We start from the raw sequence: 12852 nt of genomic DNA, 5'->3' as shown, positions 1-12852 counted from the left end.
GCCTTCGCTCCTTATACGCCGAGAGATTTCAGTTTGCGATGCAGTGCGGACCGTTCCATGCCGACAAATTCCGCCGTTCGCGAAATATTGCCACCGAAGCGGTTGATCTGGGCGACGAGATAATCCCGTTCGAACATTTCGCGGGCTTCGCGCAGCGGCAGGGTCATGATGTGCTGGTCGCCCTGCGCCGATATCTTTGGCAGCATGTCACCGATATCCGAGGGCAGCATGTCGGCCGAGATCGGCGCTTCGCCGCCTTCGGGACGGGCAAGGATCATCAGCCGCTCGATATTGTTGCGCAGCTGGCGGATATTGCCCGGCCAGTCATGCGTCTGAAGAACGGCCATGGCGTCGTCACCGATCTTGCGCGGGCGTATGCCGGCCTGCTCGGAAATCTGGCGCATGAACATGTCGACCAGGAAGGGAATATCCTCGCGCCGCTCGGACAGCGCCGGCACCTTCACCGGCACCACGGCGAGGCGGTGGTAAAGGTCTTCACGGAACTGGCCTTCGGCAATCAGGCTTTCAAGGTGGTGGGCGGTCGAGGAAATGATGCGCACATCCACCTTCACCCGCTTGCCGCCGCCAACGCGCTCGAACTGCTGATCGACCAGCACGCGCAGAATCTTGTTCTGCGTCTCGCGCGGCATCTCGCCGACTTCATCGAGATAAAGCACGCCGCGATGGGCCTCTTCCAGAGCGCCCACCTTGCGTGGCTGTCCGGGCAGCCCTTCCGTGCCGAAAAGCGCGATTTCCATGCGGTCCGGCGTGATCGTTGCGGCATTCAGCGCCACGAAAGGTCCGGTGGCGCGTGAAGATTTCTTGTGCACCATGCGCGCCACCAGTTCCTTGCCGGAACCGGAGGGCCCGAGGATCATGATGCGGCTGTTGGTGGGAGCAACCCGGTCGATGGTCTGGCGCAGCTGCGAAACCGCAAGGGAGGCACCGACGAGTTCGACCGCGTCACCCGTGCGCTTCTTGAGTTCCTGAACCTCGCGTTTCAGCTTGGAGTTCTCCAGCGCCCGCTCGGCGATCAGGATCAGGCGGTCGGCCTTGAAGGGCTTCTCGATAAAGTCGAAGGCACCGCGCTTGATGGCGTTGACCGCGGTTTCGATGTTGCCGTGACCGGAAATCATGACAACCGGAATTTCGGGATGGCGGCTCTTGATCTCATCCAGCAGTGCCAGACCGTCGAGCTTCGAGCCCTGCATCCAGATATCGAGAAAGATCAGGCGCGGCACGCGCTCCGAAATGGCGGCCAGCGCGCTGTCGCTGTCGAACGCCATGCGGGTCTCGTGGCCCTCGTCGGACAGAATGCCCGCTACGATTTCGCGAATGTCCGCCTCGTCATCCACGACCAGAATATCAGACGCCATATGCTGCTTCCTTGTTATTTTCGCCGCCGACCGCCTCGATATAGGGCAGCAGCACTCTGATCATGGCGCCATGGCCATGGTCGAACTCCGGCGGGGCATCATGGAGTTCCAGATACCCGCCATGCTCTTCGATGATTTTCTTGACGATGGCGAGGCCGAGGCCCGTGCCCTTGTCCCGCATCGTCATATAGGGTTCGAGAATGCGGTGACGGTTCTCCACGGGCAGGCCGCGGCCATTGTCGATGATGTCAGCCACAAAACGGGAATTGCTCTCGTCGAAGGAGGCACGCACCAGGATTTTGCCCGGCCGTTTTTCGCCTTCCACCGCCTCGATCGCTTCCGTCGCATTCTTGATGAGATTGCCGAAGGCCTGGCCCAGCATGCGGGCATCGAACATGCCCTCCAGCGGGATATCGCCCAGTTCGGTTGAGAATTTCGTATCGGCGGCGCTGATCTCGCGCAGGAATGCGGCGTCCTTCAGGATTGCCCGCAGATCCGACTTTTCCTTCGTCGGCTTCGGCATACGCGCAAAGGCCGAGAATTCATCCACCATCCGGCCGATATCACCGACCTGCCGGACGATGGTGTCCGTACACTGGTCGAAGACGGCGCGGTCGCTCTCGTCGATCTGCTTGCCGAAACGGCGCTTGATGCGCTCGGCGGAAAGCTGGATTGGCGTCAGCGGGTTCTTGATTTCATGCGCAATGCGGCGCGCCACATCCGACCATGCCGTCGAGCGCTGGGCGATGACGAGATCGGTAATATCATCAAGGGTGATGACGTAGCTGTCGCGGCTGTCTCGGGCATCCTCGCGGGTCACCTGAACATTGAGCGTCCGCTCCTTGCCGCGTCGCATGATATTGATCTGCTTGCGGAAGTTGCCGCGCGACCAGGTATTCGCTTCGGTCACGACCTGCTCGATTTCAGGCGCGATCTCCGAGAGTTGCGCGCCGACAAGCTGCTCGGAGGTCTGCGCCAGGAATTCCTCGCCTGACGGATTGACGATGGTGATCCTGCGGTTCTCATCGACGCCGATGACGGCGGCGGTGACGCCTGACAGCACGGCTTCAATGAAGCGGCGACGATCATCGATATCGTCCTTGGCCTCGATGATCTGCTCCTGCTGGCTGCGCAGTTCCGAGACCATCTTATTGAAGGTGCGCGACAGGCGGCCAACGTCACCATCGACGGCGCGCACGGGCACCAGCACATGCATGTTGCCGGTGGCGACACTGTCGGCGGCACCGATGAGAAGGCGGATCGGCCGCACGATACGGTCGGCGACCGCAATGGCCGTCCAGATGGCGGCGAGAAGCACGATCAGCGCAAAGCCGAGATAAAGAATCGCAAAGGCGATCTGCAGGGGTGCGCGGCCCGCCTCCATCGCCTTGTATTCGGCGCGGTTCTCTTCCATCAGCCGCATCGCGCCCATCACCTTGGGATCGACGGCGCGGACCGTGTAAAGGAAGGTACCGCCGATGCCTTCAAGCTTGATGATGGCGCCGACGAGGTTGGTGATGCCAGGTGGGATCAGCGTCGGCTGGCCGGCAGCCGCTTTTTCGAGCGCGTCATGCGGAATGGCCGGAAGCGGCTTTTCGGTCTTGATATCGGCCTGAGCGACGGCGTCGCCATCCTCCTGCACCAGAAACGCGCCGAGCAGACCGCGGCCCTTGGCCTGGCGGGTCATGAGATCAATGAAGCCGGTGCGGTCGAGATAAAAAAGGGCGCGGTTACGATCGAGGTCGGTCGCCATCGACAGGGTCTGGCCCTGAAGATAGCCGGCATTCTCCATCATATAGGCTTGGGCAATATTGCTCGATGAATCGACGATCGATTGCGTGCGCAGCGAAAACCAGCGGTCGAGGCCGACATTCAGCGTCAGGCTGGCGAAAATGGCGACGAGAACGGCCGGTGTGATCGCCACGATGGAGAAAAGCACGACGATGCGCACGTGCAGGCGAGCGGCGGCCCTGCCCTTTTTACGCGCTTTCAGCAGGCGGTTGATTTCCCGGCCGATGAGAAAAATCAGTCCGATCACGAAGATCGAATTGATCACCACCGAGGCGATGACCACGTTCGATGTCGGCGCAATGGGCGTGACACCCAGAAGCACGAAGAGAGTGAGGATAGCGCAGACAAGGGCGACGCCGGCGAGCACCAGCCCCGGCAAAGCGAAAGACATCCTGCGATCGGCAACCACCATTCCCGCTGCGTCGTCGGCAACGGCTTTTTCGGCGGCGGGTTTCCGCATGCACTACTCCCAATCGCTGGCCAGCCAGCACCACATTTCTGAAGTCAGGCGAGACGCGCCTCAGACTGGCGAATCTCTTTCCTTCTAGTGTTTTTCAAGCAACACAATGTGGCGAAAGTGCAACGACAAATGCGGCCTTGTCAACATTCTCAGCTTGGGCGGGAGCTACGATAGACCGAAACGCCAAGCTCGCGGATTTTCTTGCGCAGCGTATTGCGGTTCAGGCCAAGAAGATCGGCGGCCTTGATCTGGTTGCCGCGCGTCGCCGTCAGGGCGGCGAGAATCAGCGGATACTCCAGTTCACGCAGAACGCGGTCATAAAGGCCGGGCGGCGGCAGGCCATCGCCGAAGCTGGCGAAATAATCGCGCATATTCTCCTCGACCGCCTGCGAAATGGTGAGCGAACCGGTGCGAACCGCCATCTTGTCGAGCGGGCTGTCGGGAACATCCGATTGCAGCTCCTGCTCGATGATCTCGCGGGTGATGACTTCCTGCGGATAAAGCGCCATCAGGCGGCGGATCAGGTTTTCCAGCTCACGCACGTTGCCCGGCCAGGCATAGGCCTTCATGACTTCCAGCGCCTCGCTCTCGAAACGCTTGCCTTCCAGACCCTCCTTCTCACCCTGCTGGATGAAATGGCGCACCAGATCGGGAATATCCTCGGCGCGGTCACGCAGCGGCGGCAGCCGCAGCGGCACGACGTTCAGGCGATAATAGAGGTCTTCACGGAAAAGGCCCTGATTGATCGACTGCTTCAGGTCCTTGTTGGTGGCGGCGACGATGCGGACATCGGTGCGGATCGGCGTGCGACCGCCCACCGTCGTATATTCGCCCTGCTGCAATACGCGCAGCAGGCGCGTCTGGGCGTCCATCGGCATGTCGCCGATTTCGTCGAGGAACAGCGTGCCGCCTTCGGCCTGTTCGAAACGGCCGGTCGAGCGGTTCTGCGCGCCGGTGAAGGCGCCCTTCTCATGGCCGAAGAGTTCGGATTCGATCAGATCGCGCGGGATCGCCGCCATGTTGATGGCGACGAAGGGACCGTTGCGGCGCTTGCCGTAATCATGCAGCGCACGCGCCACCAGTTCCTTACCCGTACCGGATTCGCCCGTTATCATCAGCGTCAGGTCGGTCTGCATCAGGCGGGCGAGAACGCGGTAGATTTCCTGCATCGCGGCAGAGCGGCCGACGAGCGGCATGCCGTCCTGCATGTCGTCATCGAGCTTGGCCGGCTTGCGCTTGGGTTCCGACAGGGCGCGGCCGATGATGGCGATCAGTTCCGTCAGGTCGAAGGGCTTCGGCAGGTAATCGTAAGCGCCCTTTTCAGAGGCCTTGATCGCCGTCATGAAGGTGTTTTGCGCGCTCATGACCAGAACCGGCAGGTCCGGGCGGGCCTTCTTGATACGTGGCAGAAGGTCAAAGGCGTTTTCATCCGGCATCACGACATCGGTCACGACAAGATCGCCCTCACCTGCCGAAACCCAGCGCCAGAGCGTTGCGGCATTGGAGGTGATGCGCACGTCGTAACCGGCGCGGCTCAGCGCCTGGTTCAGCACCGTGCGGATTGCGGCATCATCATCGGCGACGAGGATCGTAGCTGTCATAGGTCATTTCCTGTCGTGTTCGGCAAAGTGCGGTCGTCGAACGCCACTTCTGGCGAGACGGGCATCAATACGCGGAAAGTCGTGCGGTGGTTCTGGCTGTCGCATTCGACAATGCCGCCATGGGCGCCGATCAGCTTGGCGACAAGCGCCAGGCCAAGGCCCGAACCATTCGTCTTGGTGGTGATAAAGGGATCGAATAGATGCGGCAGCAGATCGGCCGGAACGCCCGGGCCGTTGTCATGCACGCAGAATTCGAGCGGCAGCGAGATGCGCTCGCGGCTGCCGGCAACCGAAAGCCGCATGCCGGGGCGATAGGCGGTGGTGAGGATGATCTCGCCATCCGGCTGGTTGCCCACGGCTTCCGCCGCATTCTTCACCAGATTGAGAAAGACCTGCACCAGCTGGTCGCGATTGGCATAAACAGGCGGCAGCGACGGGTCGTAATTCTCCGAAATCTTGATATTGCGGGCAAAACCGGCCTTGGCGATGGCCTTCACATGATCGAGCACGGAATGGATATTGACCGGCACGCGGTCTACCGGCCGCTCGTCGGAAAACACCTCCATACGGTCGACCAGCGAGACGATGCGGTCGGTCTCGTCGCAGATCAGCCGTGTCAGCGCCCTGTCTTCATCGGCAACCGACGTCTCAAGCAGCTGGGCAGCGCCGCGAATGCCGGACAGCGGATTCTTGATTTCATGCGCGAGCATGGAGGCAAGGCCGGTAACGGAGCGCGCTGCCGCCCGGTGGGTCAATTGCCGGTCGATCTTGTCGGCCATCGACCTTTCCTGGAAGACGACGACAACCGATCCCGGTTCGCTGACAACGGGTGCAACGTAGAGATCAACCAGCTTGTCCTGGCCGAGACGCGGTGAACTCAGGTCGACGCGATATTCATTGACCGGCGCGCGGCGCTCCCGCACCTGATCGATCAGGGCGAGCAACGGGCTGCCGAAGGGAATGAAGGTGGAAACGCGGTAGCGGGCGAGATGGGAGGCGCTCGCCCCGAAAAAGGCTTCGGCTTCCCAATTGGCGAAGGCGATGAAACCTTCGGCATCCACCAGAATGACGGGGTTCTGCACCGCGTTCAGAACCGCCATGGCGAGCGGGTTTGCATCTGCCGGGCTGTGTTTGTCAGCGCTCATGCGGCCTTCCTTGCGGCTTCTTCGCCCGCATTTTCGCTAAGGGCGGAGCGCAGCAGATCCGCCACTTCCGCCGTGTCACGCGATGTCATGATTTCAGCCTTGTCAGTCGTGGCGATCTCTGGCGCGAAACGGTCGAGATACCAGCCAAGATGTTTGCGGGCATGCCGGAGACCGGCTTCCCTTCCGTAGAATTCCAGCATCATCTCGTAATGTTCGATGGCGATGGCGGGAATATCGTCGCGGTGCGGCGCTGAATGTCCGGCGAGCGCCGCCGGCAGCCAGGGCTGACCCTGTGCGCCGCGACCGACCATGACGGCATCAGCACCCGAGCGACGCAGGATTTCCCGCGCATCTTCGGCTGTTTCCACATCGCCATTGGCGATCAGAGGCACGGAAATCACCTCGCGCACGGCGCGGATGGCGTCCCAATCCGCACGCCCCTCGTAAAACTGCATACGGGTGCGGCCGTGAATGGTGATCAGCTGAACGCCTGCGGCTTCGGCACGGCGGGCGATCTCCGGCGCATTGATGGTGTTCTGATCCCAGCCGAGCCGCATCTTCAGCGTCACAGGCACGTCGACCGCATTGACCGTTGCCTCGATCAGCGAGAGTGCATGATCGGGATCGCGCATCAAAGCCGAGCCGGAATAGCCGCCCGTTACCTTCTTGGCTGGACAGCCCATATTGATATCGATGATTCCGGCGCCGTTATCGGCAGCGATCTTCGCCGCCTCGGCCATGAAATGCGCTTCGCGCCCGGCGAGCTGCACCATATGCGGAACCATGCCGGCATTTTTCAGCCGCGCCCAGGATTCCCCGCGATTGGCGACAAGTTCGCGGCTTGCCACCATTTCCGTGACAACAAGGCCCGCACCGTAACGCCAGGCGAGCTGCCGGAACGGCAGATCCGTCACGCCCGACATGGGCGCCAGCACGGCGCGATTACGGATCGCAACTGAGCCGATGCTGAACGGTTCTGACAACTCCGGAAAGGGCAACTGATGATCTTTCATGCAGAAGGGTTATTTGCATTATTTTTAGACAGTGTTTGTGCAGTTGCCAAGCACTTTTAGAGGGTTGCACCTTTTATTTGCTGGGCGACTGCCTGCCTGTTTTGCTGTCGGCAGCAATTTGTGCAGGTTCGAACACGCAAGGATTGCGGATCCTGCGAGGTGCAGGGGCGGATGCGCGTCTTATCGGGCTGGCCATCCGGGTTTTGAAACGCTAGAGCAGGACTGTCAACCGCTAAGGGTTGCGCGCAAAGCATAAGACCAATGCAGGAAAGTACTATGAAACTCGGCATCGTCATCGTCGCCGCAGGACGCGGCGAAAGGGCAGGCTCCCCCGAGGAAGGGCCGAAACAATATCGCCCGATCGGCGGCAGGGCCGTGATCGAGCATACATTGTCGACCTTTCTGGATTGGGATCACGCCTCTCCGATCGTTGTCGTCAGCCATGCAGACGATGCAGCACTGCTGTCGCCGATCCTTGAACGGCTGAATGCCGGAAAGCGGATCGTCACCGTCACGGGCGGCGCGACACGCCAGCAATCGGTGCTTGCCGGTCTGGAAGCGCTCTCCTCGGAAGAGCTGACGCATGTGATGATCCATGATGCCGTGCGGCCTTTCGTCGCCGTGGACATGCTGGAACGCATTATCGCCCTGCACCGGGCCGGTGCTAGCGGCGTTCTGCCTGCCCTGCCCGTCACCGACACGCTGAAGCGCGGTTCGGATGGTCGCGTCGTGGAAACGGTTTCCCGGCAGGGGCTTTATGCGGCGCAGACACCGCAGAGTTTCGGCTATGGCGATATTCTCGCCGCGCACCGCGCCGCTGCCGCCTCCGGAAAGTCCGATTTTACCGATGATGCTTCGATTGCCGAATGGGCGGGACTGACGGTAACGCTGACCGAAGGTTCGGTCGACAATGTAAAACTCACTCTCAAGCGGGATATCGCCATGGCCGATGAAAAGCTCACCCACGGATTGCCGGACGTGCGCACCGGCAATGGTTACGACGTGCACCAGCTGGAGGCCGGCGACGGTGTGACGCTGTGCGGCGTCTTAATCGAACACGACCAGAAACTCAAAGGTCATTCGGATGCGGATGTGGCCTTGCATGCGCTGACGGATGCGCTGCTCGCCACCTGCGGTGCTGGCGATATCGGCGATCACTTCCCGCCTTCCGAGCCTCAATGGAAGGGTGCCGCCTCACGCATCTTCCTCGAACATGCGGCGAAAGTGGTGCGCGACAATGGCGGCACGATCATGAATGCCGATGTCTCGCTGATTGCGGAAGCGCCGCGTATCGGCCCGCACCGCCAGGCCATGCGCGAAGCACTCTCGGACATGCTGGGCATCGCGCTGGAGCGCTGCTCGGTGAAGGCGACGACCAATGAGACCATCGGTTTCGTCGGCCGCCGGGAAGGCATTGCTGCAATCGCCACCGCTACCGTTGTCTACAGGGGCAGACCTTTATGAGCCTTTTTCCCGCTGACATAGAAGAGCTGGCGCGGCAGATCATTGTCGATTTCACCGCGCATGGCCTCATGGTCTCGACCGCGGAAAGCTGCACCGGCGGCCTGATCGCCGGTGCCCTGACGGAGATTGCCGGCTCCTCCGCTGTCGTCGATCGTGGTTTTGTCACCTATACCAATGAAGCCAAGATGGACATGCTGGGGGTTGGTGTCGAGACGCTGGCGAATTTCGGCGCGGTTTCCCGACAGACGGCGCTGCAGATGGCGCATGGCGCCCTCTTCCGTTCGCGGGCGGATTTTGCGGTGGCGGTAACCGGTATTGCCGGTCCGGGTGGTGGTTCCACCGACAAGCCGGTGGGGCTGGTGCATCTGGCCGCCAAGGTGCGCAGCGGTGAAATCCTGCATCGGGAAATGCGTTATGGTGAGATCGGCCGCACCGAAATCCGGCTTGCGACGGTGAGGACCGCGCTTGAGATGCTGATAGCCCTCAATCAGGCCGGGTCGGTATAGATTTTATCGGCACGCGTTTCGAAGGCTTCCGCGAACATACGGAAGGCCCGGTCGAACATCGACCCCATGACCGCGCCGAGCAGACGGTTCTTGAATTCGTAATCGATGAAGAAATGAATGGCTGAGCCGCCCTCGTCCGAGGCCTCGAAACGCCAGCGATTGTCGAGATATTTGAACGGGCCGTCGATATATTTCACGTCTATGGCGCGCTCGGCCGGGTTCAGCAGCACCTGCGTGGTGAAGGTTTCGCGAATGGCCTTGTAGCCCACCGTCATATCCGCCACCAGCAGCACCTTGCCATCGCGCTCCTTGCGCGAGCGGACGGTGAGCGCCTCGCAAAGGGGCAGAAATTGCGGATATTTCTCCACATCGGCGACGAGGTCGTACATGCGGTCGGGCGAGTGTTTGACGTGGCGATGCGTTTCGAACTGTGGCATGAGCGGCAGTTAATCCTCGATACGCAGAAGATCAAGAAGGCGGCGAAACTGTTTTCGGCTTTTCAGCTGGAATACCGGCACATCAGGACCATAAAGCGCGAAATTCTGCTCGAAGATCGGCGTATGGCGCCGCTCGAAATTCCAGATATAGCGCAGGAAATCGAGATCGATCCTTTCAGGGCATCCCTCCGCCATTTCGGGCCTCGCCCTTCCGTAACCCTTGCCGATTCGGCTGATCGCGCCCCACAGGCAAAGCCAGCGCGGCATGCGCACCCACAGGACGATGTGGGATCTCGGCAGGCGCATGTCGAAAGATGACGGATTGCTGCCATCCATCAGCCAGTTCTCCTCTGCGACGATGGCGGCGATCTTCTGCCGTTGCTCCTCGCGCGGACGCGCCTGCCAGCCCGGCAGCCAGAAAATCTCGCGATCCATGGAAATGTAGCGAAGCCCGAAGGCAGCCGAGAGCTTATGTGACAGTGTCGACTTGCCGCCACCCGAGCAGCCAACGACCATGATACGTTTTGCGCCGGCAATGATTTTTGCTGCGTCTTCGGCTCTATCCAGATAGTGCGGCATCGCGTAAACCTCGTCAGGAACGCTGGAACACCGTGCTGCCAACCCGATATAACGTTCCACAACGATATCGTCGTTGCGCATGGCAGTTACGGAAAATTGACTATTGCAACCCCCTCGCAGGGATTGCTATTTATTTGCCACTAATATTACACCCACTGGATGCAAACGCGCCGGGCACTCCCGATTTCCCCACGCGTATTCATCCTTGGGTTCAGACCCGACATAACCGCTTTGAGCCACTGAGTGAGCCGATGGACGATTTTTCCAACATCATCAACCTTCTCGAATCCGCCAAGCAACTCGCATCGATGAATGGCATGCCGGTGCTTGCCTATCTCATCGACGTTGCAAAATGCGAGGCGAGAGAGAACAAGCCGGTTCTGCGCAAGCGCAAACGCGGCGAATCGACCGCCAAGGAAGACTGTTAATTGCCGGCGCGCAGAGCCGACCGATAAAGCCGACTGGCCCAATCTTCAAGACGATGTCATAATCAAACAATGAAACTGGCCGCTTTTTCGAGGCGGCCATTTCTTTGCACAATGGAAAACGACAACGTCATGATGGCCGCATCCGCAAATATCAGAACCTACAGGGAAGAAAGACCGAAGGAACGGCATGGCTTCGTGCAGATCGTTCTTCCTGTCTCCGGGCGTCTGCTGATCGATGTGGCCGGACGGCAGGACGAATTGTCGACCGGACGCGGCGTGTTCATCCATCGCGATGCGCCGCATACGCAGGAAGCGACGGCAAGCAACCACTCGCTGGTGGTCGATATCGATGAAGGCGCCCTTCCCGAGCAAACGCTCGAGAAATTCGCCCATTCGCCGTTTCTCGACATAGCGCAGGATACGCGGCAATTGATAGCCTATATGCGCGGTGTCATCGGGACAGAGGGGCGACGCGACGATATTGCGGACCTGTGGGCGCCGCTCCTGGTCGACAGTCTTGCCAATGAGAAAGCCGACATCCGCCAACGCCTGCACAGGCTCGTTGCACTCATCAGGGCGGAACCGTTCTTCCCCTGGACCATCGAAATGCTGGCCTCCTGCGTGACGATCAGCGACAGCCGCCTGCATGCGCTGTTTCTCGAGGAATTCGGCCTCCCGCCTCACCGCTGGCTGGCCGGGCTGCGCATGGACAAGGTCTGCGTATTGCTCAGCAATTCCACCCTGCCAATTGCCGAGATCGCCTTGCGGGCCGGTTTTTCCGACCAGACTGCACTGACGCGGGCCATGCGCAATGCATTGGGTGAAACGCCCGCAGCCTACCGTCGGACCTACGGGCTTCATTAAAACCGCCGGCATATCCGTCAGGAGTTTTTGTCAAGACAGCCGCAGAGGGCTGTGGCACATCGCAGGCAAATGTGAATGCGGATGTGACATGACATGAACAGAACAGGTCTCGGTGTTTTTTACGGCATGCTGGCGGGTGCGCTCTGGGGTGGGATTTTTCTCGCCCCGAAACTCGTGCCGGATTTTTCCGCCCTGCAACTCTCGACGGCGCGTTATCTCACCTATGGGCTGATTTCCCTCATCATCATCGGGCCGCGCCTGAAACGCGTGTCGGCGCATTTTGGCGCGCGGGAGTGGATAGCACTCGGCTGGCTGAGCATGATCGGCAACATCGCTTATTATGTCTTCATATCGACCGCAGTGAAATTGAGCGGTGTCGCCTTCACCTCGATCATTATCGGCTTCCTGCCCGTCGCCGTCACCATCATCGGCAGCCGCGATCACGGCGCGGTGTCGCTGAAGCGGCTGTGGCCGTCGCTCGCCTTCGGCGCGATGGGGATTATCGGCATTTCCTGGCAGTCGCTGACGGAAAACGATGCAGGGCTCGATGTCTCTCGCGTCATCGGGCTTGCCTGTGCGCTCGGTGCGCTGGCGTCTTGGACGGCCTTTGCGGTTGGCAATGCCCGGTGGCTCTCCCGCCTTCACGATGTCAGCGCCGATGACTGGAACATGATGACCGGCGTGGTGACCGGTGGGCTTGCGCTGGCGCTCGCCATCCCGGCCTTTGGCTTTGGCGGCGAAAGCCATAATTCGGGCGACTGGCTGCATTTTGTGGCTGTTGCAGCCGGGCTGGGTTTCACCGCCTCCATTCTCGGCAATGCCTTATGGAACCGCATGAGCCGTCTTTTGCCGCTCACCATGGTCGGGCAGATGATCCTGTTCGAAACGCTGTTTGCGTTGCTTTACGGATTTTTATGGGAAGGGCGCGGGCCGACCATTGTCGAGATCGTGGCGATCTGTTCGGTGGTGCTGAGCGTGATCTTGTGCATGCGGGCGCATAGGCCGGAGAAGGTTGTGGTGTGATGGGTTGAAGGCCGGGAACAGGCGGCGGAGCCATTTCACAAGCCTCGCCTCCCACTCACGTCATCCTCGGGCCTGTCCCGAGGATCCAATCACGTATCGTACAATCGATAGGTTGCAGATGCTCGGGACAAGCCCGAGCATGACGGTGGAGAGAGCGTATATCGC

11 protein-coding genes are annotated in these 12852 nt (G+C 60.4%); 4 read left to right on the top strand and 7 right to left on the bottom strand.

Annotated features, from left to right (window positions below):
• Window positions 1-11: 11 nt before the first annotated feature.
• The 5 genes from FY152_05455 to dusB form a co-directional block, all read right to left on the bottom strand.
• Window positions 12-1376 carry a sigma-54-dependent Fis family transcriptional regulator gene (locus FY152_05455; protein ID UXS31567.1) on the bottom strand — a complete coding sequence of 455 codons (1365 nt, stop codon included), beginning with the start codon at window positions 1374-1376 and terminating at the stop codon, window positions 12-14.
• On the bottom strand, window positions 1366-3627 hold the full coding sequence (locus FY152_05450; GenBank protein UXS31566.1) for a PAS domain-containing sensor histidine kinase: 2262 nt from the start codon (window positions 3625-3627) through the stop codon (window positions 1366-1368). The genes FY152_05455 and FY152_05450 overlap by 11 nt, the downstream gene beginning before the upstream one ends.
• 149 nt (window positions 3628-3776) lie before the next feature.
• Window positions 3777-5228, bottom strand: a complete 1452-nt coding sequence (gene ntrC, locus FY152_05445) for a nitrogen regulation protein NR(I) (GenBank protein ID UXS31565.1) — start codon at window positions 5226-5228, stop codon at window positions 3777-3779.
• Window positions 5225-6373 carry a nitrogen regulation protein NR(II) gene (locus FY152_05440; GenBank protein ID UXS31564.1) on the bottom strand — a complete coding sequence of 383 codons (1149 nt, stop codon included), beginning with the start codon at window positions 6371-6373 and terminating at the stop codon, window positions 5225-5227. The genes ntrC and FY152_05440 overlap by 4 nt, the downstream gene beginning before the upstream one ends.
• On the bottom strand, window positions 6370-7386 hold the full coding sequence (gene dusB / locus FY152_05435; protein UXS31563.1) for a tRNA dihydrouridine synthase DusB: 1017 nt from the start codon (window positions 7384-7386) through the stop codon (window positions 6370-6372). The genes FY152_05440 and dusB overlap by 4 nt, the downstream gene beginning before the upstream one ends.
• Before the next feature lie 276 nt (window positions 7387-7662).
• On the opposite strand from dusB, the gene FY152_05430 reads away from it, so the two are divergent.
• Together FY152_05430 and FY152_05425 are read left to right on the top strand one after the other, a co-directional pair.
• On the top strand, window positions 7663-8850 hold the full coding sequence (locus FY152_05430; protein UXS31562.1) for a bifunctional 2-C-methyl-D-erythritol 4-phosphate cytidylyltransferase/2-C-methyl-D-erythritol 2,4-cyclodiphosphate synthase: 1188 nt from the start codon (window positions 7663-7665) through the stop codon (window positions 8848-8850).
• Entirely contained in the window at window positions 8847-9356 is a 510-nt protein-coding gene (locus tag FY152_05425; protein ID UXS31561.1) for a CinA family protein, read from the top strand. The genes FY152_05430 and FY152_05425 overlap by 4 nt, the downstream gene beginning before the upstream one ends.
• On the opposite strand, the gene FY152_05420 is transcribed toward FY152_05425, so the two are convergent.
• Both FY152_05420 and FY152_05415 read right to left on the bottom strand, forming a co-directional pair.
• A complete protein-coding gene (locus tag FY152_05420; protein UXS31560.1) occupies window positions 9338-9793 on the bottom strand; it encodes a type II toxin-antitoxin system RatA family toxin in 456 nt (151 codons plus the stop codon). The genes FY152_05425 and FY152_05420 overlap by 19 nt on opposite strands.
• Window positions 9794-9802: 9 nt before the next feature.
• Window positions 9803-10372 (bottom strand): AAA family ATPase, encoded by a 570-nt coding sequence (locus FY152_05415; protein UXS33213.1) that lies wholly within the window; start codon window positions 10370-10372, stop codon window positions 9803-9805.
• Window positions 10373-10929: 557 nt separating this feature from the next.
• On the opposite strand from FY152_05415, the gene FY152_05410 reads away from it, so the two are divergent.
• Together FY152_05410 and FY152_05405 are read left to right on the top strand one after the other, a co-directional pair.
• Window positions 10930-11664, top strand: a complete 735-nt coding sequence (locus FY152_05410; protein UXS31559.1) for a helix-turn-helix transcriptional regulator — start codon at window positions 10930-10932, stop codon at window positions 11662-11664.
• A gap of 93 nt (window positions 11665-11757) precedes the next feature.
• Window positions 11758-12687, top strand: a complete 930-nt coding sequence (locus FY152_05405) for a DMT family transporter (GenBank protein ID UXS31558.1) — start codon at window positions 11758-11760, stop codon at window positions 12685-12687.
• Window positions 12688-12852 lie beyond the last annotated feature (165 nt).

The organism is Agrobacterium tumefaciens, assembly GCA_025560025.1.
Lineage (GTDB): Bacteria > Pseudomonadota > Alphaproteobacteria > Rhizobiales > Rhizobiaceae > Agrobacterium.
The sequence above is the reverse complement of the archived record's forward strand: the minus strand, read 5'-3'. Positions and strand labels throughout refer to the sequence as shown.

Coding starts and splice junctions, on each gene's coding strand:
- FY152_05455 (UXS31567.1), bottom strand. CDS start 1,376: ATGGCGTCTGATATTCTGGTCGTGGATGACGAGGCGGACATTCGCGAA.
- FY152_05450 (UXS31566.1), bottom strand. CDS start 3,627: ATGCGGAAACCCGCCGCCGAAAAAGCCGTTGCCGACGACGCAGCGGGA.
- ntrC (UXS31565.1), bottom strand. CDS start 5,228: ATGACAGCTACGATCCTCGTCGCCGATGATGATGCCGCAATCCGCACG.
- FY152_05440 (UXS31564.1), bottom strand. CDS start 6,373: ATGAGCGCTGACAAACACAGCCCGGCAGATGCAAACCCGCTCGCCATG.
- dusB (UXS31563.1), bottom strand. CDS start 7,386: ATGAAAGATCATCAGTTGCCCTTTCCGGAGTTGTCAGAACCGTTCAGC.
- FY152_05430 (UXS31562.1), top strand. CDS start 7,663: ATGAAACTCGGCATCGTCATCGTCGCCGCAGGACGCGGCGAAAGGGCA.
- FY152_05425 (UXS31561.1), top strand. CDS start 8,847: ATGAGCCTTTTTCCCGCTGACATAGAAGAGCTGGCGCGGCAGATCATT.
- FY152_05420 (UXS31560.1), bottom strand. CDS start 9,793: ATGCCACAGTTCGAAACGCATCGCCACGTCAAACACTCGCCCGACCGC.
- FY152_05415 (UXS33213.1), bottom strand. CDS start 10,372: ATGCCGCACTATCTGGATAGAGCCGAAGACGCAGCAAAAATCATTGCC.
- FY152_05410 (UXS31559.1), top strand. CDS start 10,930: ATGATGGCCGCATCCGCAAATATCAGAACCTACAGGGAAGAAAGACCG.
- FY152_05405 (UXS31558.1), top strand. CDS start 11,758: ATGAACAGAACAGGTCTCGGTGTTTTTTACGGCATGCTGGCGGGTGCG.